This window comes from Enterococcus sp. 4G2_DIV0659, assembly GCF_002140715.2.
Classification (GTDB): Bacteria; Bacillota; Bacilli; order Lactobacillales; family Enterococcaceae; genus Enterococcus_L; species Enterococcus_L mansonii.
On sequence record NZ_NGLE02000001.1, the window covers coordinates 1356626 to 1376564 of the forward strand.

General features: G+C 36.0%; 15 protein-coding genes. 3 read left to right on the top strand and 12 right to left on the bottom strand.

From position 1 onward, the window contains the following. Positions 1 to 145: 145 nt before the first annotated feature. The 5 genes from A5880_RS06325 to A5880_RS06345 form a co-directional block, all read right to left on the bottom strand. On the bottom strand, positions 146 to 1276 hold the full coding sequence (locus A5880_RS06325; RefSeq protein WP_086331057.1) for a metallophosphoesterase: 1131 nt from the start codon (positions 1274 to 1276) through the stop codon (positions 146 to 148). Then, positions 1269 to 2138, bottom strand: coding sequence for an archaetidylserine decarboxylase (asd, locus tag A5880_RS06330; RefSeq protein ID WP_086331056.1), 870 nt, complete (start codon positions 2136 to 2138; stop codon positions 1269 to 1271). Before asd ends, A5880_RS06325 begins: the two co-directional genes overlap by 8 nt. Positions 2139 to 2156: 18 nt before the next feature. Next, positions 2157 to 2762, bottom strand: a complete 606-nt coding sequence (locus A5880_RS06335) for a CDP-alcohol phosphatidyltransferase family protein (RefSeq protein WP_086331055.1) — start codon at positions 2760 to 2762, stop codon at positions 2157 to 2159. Positions 2763 to 2993: 231 nt separating this feature from the next. Then, positions 2994 to 3335, bottom strand: a complete 342-nt coding sequence (locus A5880_RS06340; RefSeq protein ID WP_086331054.1) for a YlbF/YmcA family competence regulator — start codon at positions 3333 to 3335, stop codon at positions 2994 to 2996. Positions 3336 to 3403: 68 nt separating this feature from the next. Further along, complete coding sequence (locus tag A5880_RS06345) at positions 3404 to 5581, bottom strand: PBP1A family penicillin-binding protein (protein WP_086331053.1); 2178 nt, start codon at positions 5579 to 5581, stop codon at positions 3404 to 3406. A gap of 732 nt (positions 5582 to 6313) precedes the next feature. Here A5880_RS06345 and A5880_RS06350 point away from each other — a divergent pair. Together A5880_RS06350 and A5880_RS06355 are read left to right on the top strand one after the other, a co-directional pair. Further along, on the top strand, positions 6314 to 6901 hold the full coding sequence (locus tag A5880_RS06350; protein ID WP_086331052.1) for a YcxB family protein: 588 nt from the start codon (positions 6314 to 6316) through the stop codon (positions 6899 to 6901). Positions 6902 to 6947: 46 nt separating this feature from the next. Then, complete coding sequence (locus tag A5880_RS06355; protein ID WP_086331051.1) at positions 6948 to 7808, top strand: RluA family pseudouridine synthase; 861 nt, start codon at positions 6948 to 6950, stop codon at positions 7806 to 7808. A 180-nt stretch (positions 7809 to 7988) separates the two neighbouring features. Here A5880_RS06355 and A5880_RS06360 read toward each other — a convergent pair whose 3' ends face one another. Both A5880_RS06360 and argR read right to left on the bottom strand, forming a co-directional pair. Next, positions 7989 to 9509 carry a phosphohexomutase domain-containing protein gene (locus tag A5880_RS06360; RefSeq protein WP_086331050.1) on the bottom strand — a complete coding sequence of 507 codons (1521 nt, stop codon included), beginning with the start codon at positions 9507 to 9509 and terminating at the stop codon, positions 7989 to 7991. 37 nt (positions 9510 to 9546) lie between these two features. Then, the gene (gene argR, locus A5880_RS06365; RefSeq protein ID WP_086331049.1) at positions 9547 to 10002 is read right to left on the bottom strand and encodes an arginine repressor; all 456 of its coding nucleotides are present in this window, start codon (positions 10000 to 10002) and stop codon (positions 9547 to 9549) included. 391 nt (positions 10003 to 10393) lie between these two features. On the opposite strand from argR, the gene A5880_RS06370 reads away from it, so the two are divergent. Further along, complete coding sequence (locus A5880_RS06370; RefSeq protein ID WP_086331048.1) at positions 10394 to 11644, top strand: Fic family protein; 1251 nt, start codon at positions 10394 to 10396, stop codon at positions 11642 to 11644. Positions 11645 to 11793: 149 nt separating this feature from the next. Here the strand turns inward: A5880_RS06370 and A5880_RS06375 are convergent, their stop codons facing one another. The 5 genes from A5880_RS06375 to pepV form a co-directional block, all read right to left on the bottom strand. Beyond that, a complete protein-coding gene (locus A5880_RS06375) occupies positions 11794 to 12624 on the bottom strand; it encodes a hypothetical protein (RefSeq protein WP_256924826.1) in 831 nt (276 codons plus the stop codon). 2201 nt (positions 12625 to 14825) lie between these two features. After that, complete coding sequence (locus tag A5880_RS06380) at positions 14826 to 16343, bottom strand: ABC transporter permease/substrate-binding protein (RefSeq protein WP_086331047.1); 1518 nt, start codon at positions 16341 to 16343, stop codon at positions 14826 to 14828. Position 16344: 1 nt separating this feature from the next. Continuing rightward, positions 16345 to 17298, bottom strand: a complete 954-nt coding sequence (locus A5880_RS06385; RefSeq protein WP_086331046.1) for an ABC transporter ATP-binding protein — start codon at positions 17296 to 17298, stop codon at positions 16345 to 16347. A 193-nt stretch (positions 17299 to 17491) separates the two neighbouring features. After that, positions 17492 to 17995, bottom strand: a complete 504-nt coding sequence (locus A5880_RS06390) for a WxL domain-containing protein (RefSeq protein WP_256924825.1) — start codon at positions 17993 to 17995, stop codon at positions 17492 to 17494. 430 nt (positions 17996 to 18425) lie between these two features. Beyond that, positions 18426 to 19841 carry a dipeptidase PepV gene (pepV, locus tag A5880_RS06395; RefSeq protein ID WP_086331044.1) on the bottom strand — a complete coding sequence of 472 codons (1416 nt, stop codon included), beginning with the start codon at positions 19839 to 19841 and terminating at the stop codon, positions 18426 to 18428. Positions 19842 to 19939: the final 98 nt, after the last annotated feature.

The window sequence follows — 19939 nt, forward strand, 5'->3', positions numbered from 1 at the left end:
TAAAAATATACGAAAATTTGTTCGTTTTTTATTTTTTTGCGATCATAAAAATAAAAAAAACTGGTTCATAACTCTGCGAGTCATATCCCAGTCACATACACTCAGAATAGACAGTAGGAGCAAAAGCAACGATTTCCTCCTTAAGCTATTCTATTGTAAGATCAATCTGAACAATTTCACTTTGAGTTCCGATCCGCATCGGCGGTCCCCATGTTCCTACACCAGAAGAGACAATCACTTGTGGTTGCTTCTTATCTTTACGATAATAACCATAATCTACCGTAAAGTAAGCCTTTGTTACTAAACTAAATGGAAAAATCTGCCCCTTATGTGTGTGACCAGAGAGAATCAATTCATTCGACTCTCTGTACTCCTTAATAGTCGATGGTTGATGATCTAAAATGATCCTCGGTAAATGCTTATCTGATTTCTTAAGTTGTTCATTGATATTCTTTCTCTTACCATCTTGAGAGCCTATCGGACGACTGTCTTTTCTTCCAGCAATAATGATTGATTCATCAACAACGGTTACTTCATCCTCCAGTAAGGTGATATTTGAGGCTTCAACAAGGTCTTTCATCTGGTCAAATGTTGCTCCAGCGTCATGATTCCCCCAACACATATACGTTCCGTAAGTAGAAGAAAGACGATTGAATTGTTTTTTGATCTGTTCTGGCTCTTGAAGTGCTTTAAAATTCCCATCAAATAAATCCCCAGAAATTAAAACAAAATCTGGCTGAATTTGGTTAATTTTAGTAACAATTTTTTCTAGTTTTTTCGCATCATTGATATACCCTAGATGTACGTCACTGATTAAAACGGCTTTTAATTTCTTCTTGTCAGACTTACCAGCCCCATCTATTGTCACCTGATACTTCACGGTATTCAATTGCTGAGCCTGCCAAGAACCATAACAAAACAAACCAAAGACTACCATGACAGCTCCAACCCAAATCAATAAACTCCCTTTAGCTGAGATAGTTGCGCTCTTACGGATAATCATTAAAACCAGATCAGTCAACCCAAAAATAACTAATGAAAGAAACCATATAGAAAGCCAATAACTGCCAATTTTACCCACAAGTCCACCAACGTTTGTCTTGGATAAAAGTAATGTCACCATTGATGCAACTGTCAATAAACCAATCACTAACCATAAAATAATCGGTTGCTTAAAAAAGCGAAATGATTCCAATACAAAAAGAACTTTGCGACCAATGTAAACATTTCCCAAAAAGAATAACAAGACAATAACCAAAAATGCGAATTTATTCATCCATCTCTCCTATAGCTTGACCAACAACTTGTCCGAATTTTACGATTGTTTCTTGATTATTTTTGGTATTTTGACTAATTTCAGGATCTATCGTAACTGTATCTTTTTGAAACAATAGAATCACAGTTGATCCCCCAAATTCAAACCAACCTTTTTTTTCAAATCGCTGGCACGTACCAGAATTTTTTACATTTTTGATTTTACCAACCATTAAGGCACCAACTTCAATTTGAGCAATTTTGCCAAAATGCTTCGTTTTGATAATTGTTACTTCTCTTGCATTTCTAGAAAATACCGGTTCATTATGCGTTGCTATTGGTTGAACTGTATGAAAAATCCCTGCAATGTCTCGATGTTCCAGAATCTTTCCTTCATCAATAAAGTAATAATGATGATAGTCATCTGGGGTTAGACGAAAAATGACAGCACTGCCGCCATGCCACGACTCAGCAAGGCTTTTGCTATCAAGTAATTCAGAAAGATTATAATCAGAATGCTTCACTCGAAAAATACTTTGTTCATTAATTGGATAAACGGTCACTTTCGCGTCACAAGGAGCTGGCACCAAATTGACAGTCTCTGATAAAGGACGTGCATCTGGCTTGATTTCCCGCATAAAAAAATGATTGAATGAGCGATAGGTTGTCTTTTGGTAGTCTTCCATTTGGAGATTATTCTTTTTGATAAAGTTTTTAATCATACTTTTTGAAAACGAACTATTTAAATAGACACCTGCAAGCTTTGTAAGAGGTGCTTGGATCATCCCTTTCAAGAAGAAACGACCTAGCCTATTTTTATATAAAAAATTCAAAGATCGACTATCGTTTTCCGTTATAGGGATTGTTTTGAACTGTTTATCCATCGTCTCCTCCTAACCTCTTTAACGAATAATAAAAGCTAGAATAGCTCCTAAAAAGGCGCCGAAAATCAATTTTCTAGGATCAACCTTTTTGATTTTTACTTTGGAAATAAATAAAAAACCAATAATCAACAATGTCGCTGGATAGACCAATGAAATTGCAATTTGAAAACGACCGGCAATAAAGAATAAAATCGGTATCAACGCTGCACTGCTCGTTACCGGTAATCCTTCATAATATTCTCTACATGTATCTGACTGTTCTTTTCGTTCCATCTCAGTCACATTATAATGAGCCAAACGAATTAACGCTGCTAGAATATAAAATACGAATAAGGGCAAATAAATAGCTTGCGTCAAACCAGATGCATAACCAAGTACTGTAGGAAAAACACCAAAACTAATTAAATCCGCTAAGGAATCAATCTGAATTCCATAATTCATCTCACTTTTATTACGGTCTTTGAGATTCGCAACAAATCCATCAAACATATCACAAATGCCAGAAAACACTAAACAAAAAATAGCTTCAACAATATGTTGTGTAAGTGCTAAATACATCCCAACTATAGAAAAAACTGCATTTCCATAAGTCAGTATTACCGTGTAATCATAAATACCAATCATACCTTTTGTTCCTCAATTCTTTTTTCGTTTAATACTACTATACCATTAAAATAGAGAGAATTAGAAGAAATTTTAAGATTCATCTCATTTTTTTTAATTAACTTTACTGCTAAATCCCTTTATCATTTCCATGCCTCAACAGAAAATGTCCTTTAAAGTTTAATGAAAAAGTTTTCTCTCTCACCTCCCTTTAAAGGACATTTTATTCAGCAAATCATTTGTTCTTACTTCTTAATCATTATACAAATCACGAATTGGTGTCATGATAATACGATTCAAATCATTCACAATTAAGCTAAATGCTTGTTCTTTTTCCATTAATTGATTGATGACTGTTGCTTTTTGAACTTCTGTTGCTAAAGTTTGTGCTTTTTCAGCATCTTCTTCCGAAAATTCTTCTCCACGCATTTGTTTTTCTTGTAAGCTTTGTTGGAATGTTTGGAATTCTTTAAATAATTTGTAGGCTTCTTCGTCAGCTTTCACTTCATCATACGCTTGTTCTAGCGCTTTGAATTCTGCTAATTCACGAATCTCACGTTCTACTTGATTGGCTGTATCATAGATATTGCTCATTTTATTTCCCTCGTTTCTGTAATTTCTTCTCTTTGATTGTACCATTCTTTTATTTGTTTTCAAACCGATTATTCTCCCGCCAAGCCACCAAAGAGATCTTTCAATCCATTTTTCGTTTTATCCCAGCCTTCTTTGATTTTACCGCCGATATCAGAGGCACCTTCCTTTAGCTTACCACCGATATCTTTTGCTCCTTCTTTCACACTGTCTTTCCATGCTTCATTATTGTTGTTTTCAGAGGGTGTTTGTCCTGCCGGCATCACTTCTCCGCCTGTTGCATATGCATCTGCCACTGTAAATGGTGTTTGCGGTGTATTGGCCATAATCCCTTGTGCTTGACTACTAAAGACTGTTGACGCGTGTGTGGCACTACTTCCTTGTAGATAATGACTTTCACTTGTTTGTTCAAAACCAAGCCATGTTGCAATCACAACATCTGGCGTAAACCCAACTACCCACTGGTCATTGGTTTTGTCAGTATCAAAATTCGTTTCAGTTGTTCCAGTTTTTCCAGCCATCACATACCCTGGCGGATCAGCATTAATTCCTGTTCCTGAACTAAAAACACCTAAAAGCATACTAGTCATTTGATCGGCTACATCTTTAGTGATGATTTGTTTGCTTTTTACAGTCGTCTTATCTTCTATCACAGCCCCTGTTGAATCAACAATTTTTGTGATCAAATGCGCCTCTGATTGAGAACCACCTGTCGCAAAAGGACTATAAGCATTTGCCATCGTTAAAGGAGAGACTCCTGTTTTCAAACCACCTAAAGCCAAGCCATAATATTTATCTTCTTTGGCTAACGGAATGCCGAATTTTTGTGTTTTTTCAAATCCTCGATCCAAACCAATTTTATGCAACGTCCAGACTGCCGGCAAGTTCAAGCTTTCGCCTAATGCTTGATACATTGGTACTTCACCTGCATTTGTTCGACTATAATTTTCTGCCGGATAATAGTCTTGCGGCTTATCTTCTAAGATACTGTTTGGTTTCATCCCAGATTCTAAGGCAGGCGTATAAACTGAAATTGGTTTTAATGATGAACCTGGCGAACGTTTGGTTTGAGTAGCGAAGTTAAATCCACGATAAACGTGTTCCCCACGACCGCCGACCACACCTTGTACGCCACCTGTTTTTGGATTTAACGCAACAGAACCACTTTGAACCATTGCTCCATCTTCTGCATTTGGTGGGAATAACGCATCATTGGCATAGGTTTGTTCCATTGATTGTTGATAATTTTGGTCTAAGGCTGTATAAATTTTGTAGCCTTTATTTAATAAGTCTTCTTCTTTTAAGCCATACTTATTAACTGCTTCATCAATAACTGCATCAAAATAATACGGGTATCGATAATCTGAGTTTTGATCCGAATAATTATCAACTAACATTGCACCCATATCTACACTTGCTTGCCCGTCTGCTTCACCTTGGGATAATTTACCATTGTCTACCATTAACTGTAAGACTGTATTCCGTCGATTCACAGCGTTCTCTACATAATCAATTGGGTTATAAATCCCTGGTCCTTTTAACATACCGACTAATGTCGCTGCTTGACCAACGGATAATTCATTCGCACTTACCGCAAAATACTTGTGAGAGGCATCTTCAATCCCCCACACACCATTACCGAAGTATGAATTATTCAAATACATTTCTAAAATTTGCTGTTTATCATATTTTTTCTCAATTTCGATTGCTAAAAACAATTCTCGTGCTTTACGCGTCATTGTCTGTTCCTGTGTGAGATAGGCATTTTTGGCTAATTGCTGCGTAATCGTACTTCCTCCGCCACCACCGCCGATTTTTCCAAAACTTAGTTTCCCCACGACTGCACGAAGCAGCCCTTTAATATCGTACCCATGATGGGTTTCAAAGTTTCGATCCTCAGTTGAAATCAAGGCATCCTTGACATAAGGAGAAATCTGATCAATCGTGACAAAGGTTCCTTTTTGCCCAAAGAGCTTTCCTGCTTCATCCCCATTTTTATCATAAATCACCGTGGATTCTTCTAGCCCTTTCTTTAAAGCTCCTACATTCGCTGATTTCGCTAACGTAAATAAATAAATGCTCGTCACTAAAACGGCAACTAACCCTAGTAATAAAATGATTTTATTGATTTGATATTTTTTCCATATCCGCTTTCTCCATTGATGAAACCGAATAAGGTATGGTTTGATCCAAATCCAAAAGCGTTTAAGACCTGCTTTGATTTTCTCTATAATTGTTTTAACGTCCATAATACTCCCTCTTATATAAAAGTTTCTAAGCCATTTTACCACAGAAAATTGATTCTATTCATAGGGCTTTAGCATGAATAATATATATCTATTTAGTTTTGCTTATTTTACCATGGTTTTCTTTTATTTTTGTATAGAAAAACTTAAGAATCCATCAAGAAATCAGTCATTTTCCTTGTTTCTATCATTCTTTTCAACCTACGTTCTTATTTTCGTTAAAAAAAAATGCTAATTTAAGATATATTTGATCATAAAAAATTCATACCTTGCCTTTATTATATAAGTATACCAACAAACAACCCTAACAAAACACTTTTTCATTTTTAACTCCTTTTCCCCACTCTTCCCCAAGAGTGGGTTCTTTTTTTTCGTCCGTGTTCATCTATAAATACTTGTACACATCCAATCACACTAAATTCCCAGAAGATCAGGATTGGCCCAAACTTTCATTTAACACAATGCAAAAGTGAGTACAACTTAAACACTACTTTAGAAAAATTTTACAGTTTTCAATAAATTAATACACAAAAACTTCATATTTGATTTGTATTATATATGTATACCAACAAACAACCCTAACAAAACACTTTTTCATTTTAACTCCTTTCCCGTCCTTCCCCAAAGGACGGGTGTTTTTTTGCTTGGCATTTCTCTTTTTATTTTTCACGATCAATAAAAAATCTATTTTAATAAAATAGACATTCGTTGTATACTACTCATGAGGTGAAATGAATGAATATAACTTTTAGTCAAGCAATAACCAAAGAAAATTGGACGAACTTTAATAAAAAATATTACAATTATAAATTTAAAAAGAGAAAACGACTCTTGTTTACCTTGGGTGTCCTTTCTGTACTATTTTTACTCTTTTCACTTTTTAATATCTGGAGAATTTTTCAACAACCAGTCAACATGTTCTTTGAAATAAATTTACATAATTTACTTCTCTATTGCCCTATCTATTTTTGGGCGTCAATGATTTTTTTACTTCTTGCAATTGAATTTTTTGTTCTCTATCGCTTTCAACTTGATTTTATGATGAAAAGATTTTTGAGAAATCCTAAAAATGCATCTATTTTTATCGACAGACACTATACGATTACCGATGAAACGATTGAGATTACTTCTGAGTTCACTTCTTCCGTTTACGCATGGCCAAGTTTTATTGAAGTCGTTGAAACAGATGTAGCAATTGGATTATTCATTAATTCATCAACCGTTTTGCTCATCCTTAAGCAAAACCTGATGTCTTATCAACTTGAACAACTTCAATCGGCTATTTATAAACACTTATCTGCTCATTATATTTATTTAGACTGATATTTTTTCTTTTACTTTATTATGCTAATGAAAAGGTGGAACACAAATGGACTTATCCATCCAGTTACCGAAGAATTTTAAAGAACAAACCGTTCGAGAATTACTTGAAGAAGAGTGGCTCGTTCCACGTAAAGTACGTCACTTTTTGCGCACTCGAAAAAATGTTTCGATCAATGGAGAGCCTGCTTTATTCCATTTTCCTGTAAAAAGTGGGGATATCATTACTTTGCAGTTTGAGTCAGAAGACTATCCCACTCCTGCCCTTCTTTTAGGCAATGAGGCTAAGGTTGAGGTACTCTTTGAAGATGAACACTTGATTATTCTGAATAAACCGATAGGTATGAAAACCCACCCTAATCAACCTGATGAAGAGGATACACTACTGAACCACTTAGCCGCTTACTTAGCACCTAAAAAACAAACTCCCTATGTGGTTCATCGGTTAGATAAAGAAACTAGCGGCGCGATTTTATTTGCTAAGAATCCTTTTGTGTTACCGATTTTAGGTCGCTTATTGGAAAGTAAACAAATCTATCGGCGCTATCAAGCAGTCATTTCAGGCAATCTAAAAGAGTCGTTGACCATTCGGAAAAAAATTGGTCGTGACCGACATGATCGTCGAAAACGAGTGATTGATGAACGCCGTGGTGATATGGCCGTTACCCATATTGAAGTTGAATCTTTTGATGACCAAATGAACCATACCAACGTTTACTGTGTGCTTGAAACGGGTCGAACCCATCAAATCCGCGTGCACTTAGCAAGTATTGGACATCCGATCATGGGTGATCCTTTATATCATCCAAAACCTAATGGTCGCTTGATGCTTCATGCTTATGAACTACACCTGACACACCCATTTACTGGGGAAACAATTATGGCCGTCGCTGAGCCAAGTCTGTGGTAACGAAAAGAGTGTGGAACAAAACTAAAAATCAGTTTTGTTTCACACTCTAAATCCTAATAAACGGTGGACAAAAGCCAGGTTCTTCGGCAATTTCGCAAAATTCGAGCAATACAAGAAGCGTATTGTTCGATTTTTACTCCAATTGCTCGAACCTAATCGACTTTGGTCTCAACCTCTTTATTATTTATTCAATACTTCATTTAATTTCGCTAAGTCTAACTGTTTATAGTTTTTAAAGAAACCCGCTAATTCTTTGAAAACGGCTTGATTCATTCCAACTTGATCATTTTCGACTTGCAAGACTAACAGCGGTTCGTGCAAACTCATTCTCAGTAAAAACCAACCACTACCATATTCATCAAAAACATTTACTCGAATTCCTTCATGATTTTCTGGGTCGACATTCATACCGCTATGACTTGTCACAAAAGCATTTAACTCTCGGATCACTTGCTCCCCATACTCACGAACATGATCTGCTAAAATCTCAAAACGTAATTCTTGGGTTTCTGCTGGTTGTTTTAAGGAACTAATCAACTCACCAAGCGTTGATCCTTCTTTTCTTAGTTTAGGAAGTAGCATCAGAATTTTCGCAATAACATACGCTCCATCATCTAAATAGTAATTCTCTTTAAAAGCCGCATGTCCACTTGTTTCGATTGCTAGCGGCGTGTTGATTCCTTCATCATTAAGTTCAATCATTTTATTGATGACATTCCGATAGCCAGAAATATAGCGCACTTGTTTGCCGCCTAGAGATTCGATAAAGGCTTTTAAATGACTTGATGTTGGAGAATTTGTCACAATGCTGCTGTCTGGATATTCAGCCAAAACAATCGTTGCTAAAACAGCAATCAGGTTGTTTCGGTTGATCACTTCACCAGAGGCATCCACCACCGCAGAACGATCCACATCTGTATCAAAGATCACACCTAAATCGGCCTTATTGCTCAAAACAGCTTGTTGAATACTTTCCATCGCTTCTTTATTATCAGGATTGGGAATATGATTGGGGAACATGCCATCAGGGTCTAAAAATTGAGAACCTGTGATGTCCGCGCCAAGTTGGGCTAAGACTTTTTCTGCAAAGAAACCGCCCGCCCCGTTTCCTGCATCTACGATAATATGAAAACCAGATAAAGGTTTTTCTTCTGTCGTTTTCATCCCTTTACGAATTTTCTCAGTTAAATCAGCGGAGTAATCTTCTAAAATCGAGGTTTTGGTTACAGTTCCTTTCGCTTTAAGTGCCGGCTCGTCAGCATGTGCTAAAATATACGCAATATCCGCTTTTTCTGCACCACCAGATTTTGTGAATAGCTTCAATCCATTAAAATAATAAGGCAAATGACTCGCTGTAATCATGATCGCCGCATCGCAATCATATTGAGGAAACTGAGTGGACATAAACATGGCTGGCGTTGTGGCTAAACCAAAATCCAACACTTCGATATTTTGCTCAACGAAGCTGTCGAGCAATGCTTGTTTTAGGCTATCTGCTGAAATACGGCTATCATGACCGATACCGATTTTTAATTTTCCTGATTGATGCTTTTCAACTAACTTCTTTTCATCACGAAGCCAATAAACCATCCCTACTGCGATTTTCCCGACTTGTGTTGAGGTTAAATTCGCTGTTTTTCCCTCATGATCTACCGCTATTCCTCTGATATCCGACCCATTTTGTAACGCTTTCAAATCCATGTAACCAAATCTCCCTTCATTTTTTGATTGGCTATACTTAATCCATCATCGCTTCAAAACGTGCAACGACCGCTTTTGCGTCTTCTTCTGAGCGAGCAATGATAATGATTGTATCGACTCCTGCAACAGTTCCTGCAATTTCTTCGTAGCTGACTTCGTCTAAAAAGTTCGTCACCACATCGGCTGCTCCCATATCGGTATGGACAATCACCATAAACTGGACACGTTCCATACGAATCACTGAATCTTTGACAGATTCTTTTAGTTTGTCTTCACTGCTAGAAGCTTGTTGTTGCGAGAATAAGGCGTATTTCACTCGACCATCTGACCCATGGGTTTTAACGATGCTCATTTCACGAACGTCTCTTGAGACAGTCGCTTGAGTTGCTTTGACACCTGATTGTTCAAGAAGTGCAATCAGGTCGTCTTGGGTTTCTATTTCATTTTCTGTGATTAGTTGTTTGATTAACCGTTGTCGATCTGTTTTTTTCATGGTTCCACTTCCTGTTTTGGTTATTTTCTTTATTATAGCGAAAGTTGGCAGATTTTGCATTTCTTTTTGGTAAAAATTACTTTATTATGAGAAAAGTGTTATCACCACTTTTGCATCCATTATAAAAAACAAAATCCTGATTACTTAAAGCTAAATTTATTATAGAAGTATCATCATTTTTTAGCGCTAATTTATTCAAATTAGAAATCTGTTTTTCCTACCCCTAAATACCAAGCACTTAGACTTTCTGAAAATTTGACAGAATTTAAGGAGAATATTGGGCGTTTTATGATTTTTTATTTTGATATACTTATTATCAAAGAAATATTGACTTGTATTTCTACTTTTGATATAGTTTGTTAAAATACAGAACGAAAAAAGGAGATTTATTATGACTTATAAACACCTAAGGAAATATAGTTATGATGACCCCGTTAAATATTCCGATGAAGTTATGAAACGTACTAATAATTTTGTTGCAGTAAAGCTTCCGTTTCATATTAATCCTTTTTCAAGGGAGCAAAAACAATACGACAAAAATTTCCAACTGTTTTATCTTCCTATAAAAGAAATCAGTTTTCTCAGAGAAAAATTATACGAAAATTCTAAAAAGATAACCAGTTTAATGGGAAATCTTCCCCCTGTTGCTCAAAAAAAGGTTTTCTTTAACAATTTGATTGAAGAAATCAAAGCAACAAATGATATAGAAGGAATACACAGTACTCGAAAGGAAATCGGAGAAGCGATTGCTGAAGTTGAAGAAAACCTAACAAAGAACAAAAGATTTCATGGTTTAGTAAATTTATATATGAAATTCCAAGATAGTGAATATAGCGAGATTAAAACAATCGAAGATATCCGCACGATTTATGATGCTCTTCTCGATGCCGAAATAGACAAAAATGATTTACCAGATGGAAAATTGTTCAGAACAAATAAAGTATATATAAGTAAAAACGGCAAACATGTACATGAAGGTATAGGAAATCAAAATACAACCGAAGTAGACATATCTAATGCTCTCCAAAACCTTGTTAATTTCATGAATAATCATGAAGTTCCATCTCTTGAAAAATGCATAACCTCTCATTATTATTTAGAATACATCCATCCATTTTACGATGGGAATGGTAGATTAGGACGTTTCATTGCTTGTTCTTATTTATCTAGAAAACTAGATTTTCTTTCAGCAATAAGTTTTAGTAGTTCAATAAAAAAACAAAAAGGCGTTTATGGTACCGCATTTTCTGAAGTATCACATCCACGTAATCATGGTGAATTGACACTTTTCATCATTGAAATGTTTGAACTCTTATCAAAAGGACAAGAAAATATTATTGATAACTTAGTTTTAGGAATCAATTCTTTAAAGACAATCATTGCCTACTTAGATACCTTAGAACTAAATGAACTTCAATATAATATTTTATTCATCCTTTCCCAAGATTATTTATTTTCTGCCGCAGGTGATAATATTAAAGATAAAGACTTTCTTGATATTTGTGAAGTAGGCAGAAAAAAAATAAATACAGCTATGGAATTTTTAAAAGCGAATGATTTTATTGTCGAAGTGAAACAAAAACCTAAAACTCATGCTCTTTCAAAATCTTTTATTAGCGAAATCAATCGGTTGATAGATTAAAGATAAAGAGGTGGTTGGGCCATCACTCTATGAGTCAATATCCCAACCACCTAAAAAATGAATGCACTGTGAGAAAAGAAACAATTTCGTCTTGCTTCTCAGACTTAAACACTCCTGTTCTTATCTCATTCCTTTTTATTTTTGTTGACTTAGTTTTCCTTCATCTCAATTCCTAACTCATTTTTTAAATACCCGCCTAAATCTTGTTCCTCACCTGTAGAAACATTCTTGATTTTCCATGTTTTTCCAATCTCATTAGGGAGAGAATGTGTTCTTGTAATTGGTTGTTCTTGGTCTTCTAATAGCAAAGCACCATATTGATAACCTTCTAAAATATAAGCTTTTCTTTCTTCACTATATGTTGCAAAGAACAAATATACCTCGCCTGCTTGAAGTTCGATATCGCCACCTTCTCTTACTTCCACCCAATCTTCACTTTGAGTAATAGGAGGTCGACCTGAATCTGCTCTCAAACGATTGTGTTTGTCTACTTCTTCTTTTTCGGCATTTTTAAAGCGATCTTTTTCTTTGATAACACCGCCTGAACGGATAAATGCTACTTCTTTTTCTGTTGTTCCTTCGATATTTTTCAATACTTCTAGCTTTCCGTACGTATCAGGTAATATGCTGTTACTGTCAGTTTCAGCAAGATCGGCGTCTACATCTGCTTTATCAATAGACGTTACCCGCGCTAAGAAAATAGTGTTTGTGTTTTCTTGAAGGCTTCTTGGGTTGGTATTATCGTACATTAGAAATGATTCTACTGTTGATGATTGTACGTTGGAACGATCAACTTCGTCTAGGTAGGAATAGTATTTTTCTTTTTTGACTTCTGGTGTTTTTTCTTTTTCAGTTGTGACTTTTGCTTCGCTTTTTTCTGTAGGAGCTTCTTTGACTTCGGTTTTTTTTGAAGAGGTATTGTTGCAAGCAGTTAAAATGATGCTGAAACAAAGAAGTGCTGTTATTGTTCGTTTTATCATTTATTATCACCATCCAATGATAAACTCTTCATCATTATATCAAAAACAAACGAAAAGTTATATATTACATCCCAAATAAACTTATATTATTTCTAAAACAAAATTTATTCACACAAACTTACATTCCCCCATTGACTCTCCACCTCACTTAAATTAAAATGGAATGAGATAGAACGAAAAAAATCTAGCCAAACGAACTTCGTTCAGCTAGACAAAATAAAAAGGCACTCTGCAGGAAGATTGGTCGTCATCCCACAGAGCCTTATACAATCAGCACGACCTGATCGTACAAGTTGCCCTTAGTCAATTTTCATTGACTGTTTTTATTTTACTCAATATTTCATGAAATTACTAGTGTTTTTTCTGATGTTCTGAGTTTAACGACAAAAACAGTTCAATGCTTCTTAATTGTACTTAGCGCGGTTTCGGCAGGTGTCCGAAACCGTTTTTTTTCGTTCTATCTCTAAGGATGGAAGCACGTTTGACGTTTTGCTCATCTTTAGAAACTGCTGTAAACGTCTGTGTGTTTGTGCTTACTTTGACGAGGCAAGCCATTTCATGTTGTGACAGATCGTTTCAGCACGATGATAACGAGGAAACAGCCGACACCTCAAAAGGCTAGGCAGTAACCAACCTTTTTGAAGCCGAATATAATCAGCATACACTGAACAATCAAGTTGCCCGAGTCAATGCATAAAAGGAATGCTATCTACCAGATTATTACATAGCATTCGATCAGAGCTTTATTATCAAAGGCTGACTGTTTCCTCGTTATTATTCCATTTTTCACTTGCAAAATCAACCCTATTTACTAACATCATTGTCAAATATTCAGTACATTTCTGATGTAATCTTTGATATACTATAATTAGTTGAATAATGGCTGAGGCTCTGAAAAAGGAGTTGATGCCATAAAGATATGTCTTTATCGCTTTTGTCCTGCTTTAGTGCATAGGAAAAGCGGTCCTTGAAAGATTTGTTAAAAGATATCGCTTCAAAAATAGTTGTCACGCTAGTGGCTTACTATATTGTCGAAGGGATTAAAATCTTTGTCACTTTGATTTTTAGGTAAAAAAAGACCACTATCTGCTCGACTAAAGTAAGATAGTGGCAACATTAAACAATCGGGCTTTAGTCAGAACTCAACTAAAGAGTCAGTGTTATCAGCACTGGCTTTTTTGTAATCGTAATAATTATCGATTACTCTCTTGTCAATTATACCTTATAAAGTCTCTGGAAAGCAACTTATCATACTAATTTTTGTAAAATATTTAATACACTATTGATACATTTTTTGATATACTATAACTAGTTGAATAACGGCTGAGGCTCTGAAAAAGGAGTTGATGCCATAAAGATATGTCTTTATCGCTTTTGTCCTGCTTTAGTACATTGGAAAAGCGGTCCTTGAAAGATTTGTTAAAAGATATCGCTTCGAAAATAGTTGTCACGCTAGTGACTTACTATATTGTCGAAGGGATTAAAATCTTTATCATTTCTATTTTTGAGTAAAAAAAGACCACTATCTTCCACGCTAAAGTAAGATAGTGGCAATTCGTCTTATCGAGCTTTAGTCAATATTCAACTAAAGAGTCAGTGTTATCAGCACTGGCTTTTTTGTAATCGTAATAATTATCGATTACCTTCTCATTAATTATACCTTATAAAGTCTTTAGAAAGCAACTTATCATACTAATTTTTGTAAAATATTTAATACACTATCGATACATTTTTTGATATACTATAACTAGTTGAATAACGGCTGAAGCTCTGAAAAAGGAGTTGATGCCATAAAGATATGTCTTTATCGCTTTTGTCCTGCTTTAGTGCATTGGAAAAGCGGTCCTTGAAAGATTTGTTAAAAGATATCGCTTCAAAAATAGTTGTCACGCTAGTGGCTCACTATATAGTTGAAGTGATTAAAATCTTTATCACTTTGATTTTCAGGTAAAAAAAGGCCACTATCTGACCCGCTAAAGTAAGATAGTGGCAATGTATTACACTTTCGAGCTTTAGCCAAAATTCAACTAAAGAGTCAGTGTTTCCGCACTGACTTTTTTTGTAATCATCATAAAAATGATTACCTTCTTTTTTATTATACCTTATAAAGCATACAAAAAACAACTTATGATAGTCAGAACAGATACAACGAGGAAGATAGCGATTCACCTCCCTCGTTATATCTGCTCTTTTATCAATTACTATTTTTCCAACATTTTATGCTCCACTAAATAATCATGTGCAACAGTCGCTGGATCTTTTTGCTCCACATTCACTTGGTAATTCATCTCACTCATTTCTTCTTCCGTGATTTTACCAACTAATGGTTGCAATAATTCTTTTAATTCCGGATATTTCTTAAGTGTCTCAGCTTTCAACAATGGCGCTCCTTGATACGGTGGAAAGAGTTCTTTGTTATCTTCTAAAATCACCAAATCATATTGCTTCAATTCACTATCTGTCGAATAAGCGTCCACTACATTAACATCCCCATTATTGATGGCTTGATAACGCAAGGATGGTTCCATCGACTTCACATCAAAATTCAAGTTATACAATTTTTGCAACCCTTTATACCCGTCTTCACGGTCGATAAATTCTAGCGTGAAGCCAGCTTTTAACTGAGTCTCAACTTTTTTCAAATCCTCAATCGTTTTCAGTCCATTTTCTTCTGCAAATGATCGTTTCACCGCAACAGCATAGGTATTTTGATAACGCATTGGTTCTAAATAATCCATATTTTCTTGTTTTTTGATTTGATTTCGTGCATATTCGTAGACTTCTTTTGGATCGTGGGAGGTGTTCTTATTGTCCTTTAAGAAGGTTTCAAGAACGGTTCCCGAAAACTCAGGATAGACATCGATTTCACCCGATTTTAAGGCATTGAATAAGAAACTGGTTTTTCCGAAGTTTGATTTTAAGTTTACATGGATGTCACTATTTGCTTCGATCAATTCTTTATACATGTTGATCAAGATATCCGGTTCTGCGCCTAATTTCCCTGCAACGGTGATCTCTTTTTTTTCTGCTTCTTGATGCGTGTAAACAAATGAACCCACTAATAAGGCAAGTAAGACCATGAAGGCTGCTATGATTCGTCTAACCGTGGCTTTTTCTAATAAGTGAATCCCAAAATTAAACAGGACAGCCAAGACAGCAGAAGAAATGGCCCCAATCAAAATCAGGTACACATTGTTTCGGTCGATTCCCAGTAAAATAAACGTTCCCAAACCACCTGCGCCGATCAATGCCGCAAGGGTAGCTGTTCCAATGATCATCACTGTTGCTGTGCGAATGCCTGAAATGATATACGGCAACGCCAACTGCAATTCAAATTTGATTAGCTTTTCCCGTTTGTTCATCCCAAAAGCTTCGGCCGCTTCTTCCAGTGAAGGATCAATTTCGGTCAAGCCTGTATAGGTATTTTGTAAAATGGGAAATAACGCATAAATCACTAAAGCCACAATGGCTGGTGGACTGCCGATACCGATTAATGGAATCAATAATCCTAATAATGCTAGTGACGGAATCGTTTGGAAAATCCCTGTGATTTGTAAGACAAATTCAGCCACTTTTTTATAATTCGTTAGTAAAATAGCTAACGGAATTGCGATAAGAATTGCAATCAGCAAGGACAGTAAAGACAATTGGATATGCTCTACAACCGCTTGAATAAACTCTTCTTTACGGGCCGCAAATGTTTCGATCAGTTTTCCCATATTATTGATCACCTTTTTCTATCTTCGTCTCTATAAAACGTAAAATCATTCGCTCTGTAATTTCACCAACTGGACCAGATTCGTCAACTAGTACAACCGTTTTCCCCTCTATAAGTAAACGAATCACACTTGGTAAATCCGTACCTAAATTCACGGTGGTCTCACTAGCTACTTGCCCATCTTCTATCAATCCAGATTCTACTAAGTTTTCTACACAATAATTCGCCAAATTAGTGTGTTCATGTTGGAAGAATTGTGCTACAAACTCATTAGCAGGGTGATTCTTGATTGCTTCTGGCGTATCTGTTTGAACGATTTTTCCTTCTTTCATCACACAAATTCGATCACCTAAAAGTAAGGCTTCATTCATATCATGGGTTACAAAAACAACGGTACTTGCTAATTCTTTATGCAACTCTTTGATCAATAATTGGAGTTGCCCTCTGGAAATTGGATCTAACGCGCTGAATGGTTCATCCATCAAGATAATATCTGGTTTAGCCGCAATTGCTCGTAAGATGCCAATACGTTGTTGTTCACCACCAGATAATTCAGCAGGCTTTCGGTGAAGATATTCTTCTGGAGGCAAGCTGACTTTTTTTAATAGCTCTTCTGTTCTTTCCCGTCTTTTCGTTTTGCTCCAGCGCTTCATTTCTGGAATCAATTCGATGTTTTCTGCAACGGTTAGATTAGGAAAAAGTGCGATTTGCTGTAAAACGTAGCCAGTTTTTAAGCGTAGATCTTTTAGATTGTAATCAATTAGTCTGCGGTCATTAAAATAGATATCCCCATCCGTTGGTTCAATCAACCGATTGATCATTTTTAAAGTGGTTGTTTTTCCACTTCCACTCGGGCCTACTAATACAAAAAATTCACCATCTTTAATTGAAATGTCGAAGTTTTCTAATACCAATTGATCGTGGTATTTTTTAGATACATTTTGAAACTTAATCATTTGTTCACCTCATTTTTTCTTGTATGCGTATACTATTTATCTTTAGGTAATCTTTCATTATTTTTCAGTATGTTTATAAGTATACTTGAAAATGTTATTTGTATCTAACGACTTGTTTCTATTCTACAGAAAAAAACCTGACAACTGTCTGTCAGGTTTTAATCATTTGTCTAAAAATAGTTCATCAAATTGTTTAATTTGGCACATTCTGTAATGTCCAAGTCAATTTGCCTTGGTATGCCCCTTTGTATGCTCCATTTTGAACAGTCAGTTGGACACCTTTTTTACGAGTAAGTCCTTCTTCTGTTGCTGCTGCTTCTGTATAGGATTCAAATATGTTTGCAAATCGGCCTTTTCCTTTCCCCTGCACTGCACGAAAGACTGTTCCAGTTGCTCCTTCTTTCGTCAATGTGACCGCATGTCCAATGACCTCGTTAGTTTCTAAACCAGCAGATTTTATTTTTTCAGTTGGAATATACAATTCCCAGCCTTTTAATTCTTTCCCTTCAGTTGTTTGCAGTGGTGTTGTCATAGCAACTTTTACATTCCAGCCCTTAGCAGACCCAGACATATCCGCCACTTCAATACCTGAACTATAGCCTTTAGCACCTTCTGTGGGTTCAGGTGTTACTTTATTTAATTTACTTGCTCGCATTGTACCGATTGGTACGTTCGGGAAATTAAAAAAGGAAGACACTTAAAATCTGAAAAAATTTTTTCATTAATCTTACACGCCCTTCTTTCTTTTAACTATTTAGTGGAGAGATAGAAGAAATCAATATTCTCTCATACAATTTTTTTATTAGAAAAGTTTCTTATATTGATCAGCTCAACCTGTTTCAGTCAAGATATCATTAGTCATAATACCTTGATTTCTAAACATAAAAACAACAAGTAAGCGTTTTTTAACAACATATAAGTACGTGACCTCTATCATTTTTATGGGATTACATATTTTCACCCAAAATTCAAAAAAATGACCATCGGCTGAAGATTTTCGTTCTTTAAACCAAAAATAAGGTAGAATATCACTAGTTTCGTTAGCGATATCCTACCTTATTTTTAATGTAATCAATTTTATCTATAAAGATTAACTGAAAAACAATTCACACAATCTTTGATGTTTACTATTTAGCCAAACGATAAATCGCATCCGCATAAATAGCTGTTGCACGGAATAAATCATCCAATGCCATAAATTCATTGGCTTGATGCATTGTATCTGTGTAACCTGGGAACATTGCACCATAAGCCACACCACGTTTTAGTAAACGTCCGTATGTTCCACCACCGATGATTTGTTCATGGCCTTTTTGACCAGTGTGATCTTCATACACTTGTAATAATGTTTCAACCAATGGGTCATCCGCTGGCACATAATGTGGTTCTTGGTTGCGTCCACCTTGAACGATTTCTGCACCGATTGCACCTGCTGTAGCTTTCACACCAGCTTCTAATTGTTCTGCTGATGTTCCTTTAGGGTAACGGAAATTCAAGCTCATAAAGTTGCCTTCTTCAGCATCTTTCTTGAAGACGAATAAACCAGCATTCATTGTTAATTTGCCCATTTTAGCATCTTCAAAGGCTACGCCTAATTTTTCACCATAGAAATCTTCGTGAACAAGTGTTGCTGCTACTTGGATAAATTCTTTCGCTGCACCAGCAAAGGCATAGCTGTTTAAAAATGCGGCCAAGAATGTCGCTGCATTGATCCCAGATTGTGGACTAGCGCCGTGTGCACCTTTTCCGACAACTTTGATTGTTACTGTTGTACCATTTGCTTCTAATTCGCCAGAAATTGGTTCTTCATCCACAAAAACGCTAAATGCGCCTTGCATTTTTTCAGCCACTTCAGCAGTTGGAACCGTGATCACAGCAGTAGCCGTGCCTGGAACCATGTTTTCACGTAAACCAGCATTGAAGCTTTCTAACACATAATCGCCTTCGCTTGATCCACCAAAACGAGCATATAGAGAAACATTTCCTTTTTCACCATTGATGATTGGGAATTCCGCATCTGGTGAGAATCCAAAGTCAGGTGTTTCTTCGTGTTTGAAGTAATACTCCATATCGCCCCAGCCGCTTTCTTCGTCACTACCAACGACAAAGCGAACTTTTTTAGACAATGGTACACCTAAATCTTTAATGATTTTTAGCGCATAGTATGCCGCCATACTTGGTCCTTTATCATCACTTGACCCACGTGCAAAGATTTTACCATCTTTGATGACAGGCTCGTAAGGATCTGTATCCCAGCCATCACCAGCAGGAACCACGTCCATATGTCCAAAAATTCCTAATGTTTCATCGCCTTCACCGTATTCGATATGTCCAGCGTAGTTATCTACATTTTTCACGACGAAACCATCACGTTCGCCATACGCCAACATATGTTTTAAACCAGCTACAGGTCCTGGTCCAAATGGTGCTTCTGGCGTTGCTTTTGCGTCATCACGTTCACTATTGATGCGTAATAAATTTTGTAAATCTTCTAATAACGCATCTTTACGTGCGTCTACTTCTTTTTGCCAATCAATTGTCATTTTTTAGTCACTCCAATTCATTATTCTACCTTCCCATCATACCACTAACTTGGGTAAAAGAAAAAGGCGAGAAGAATTTTTTCTGCAATATTTTGCTC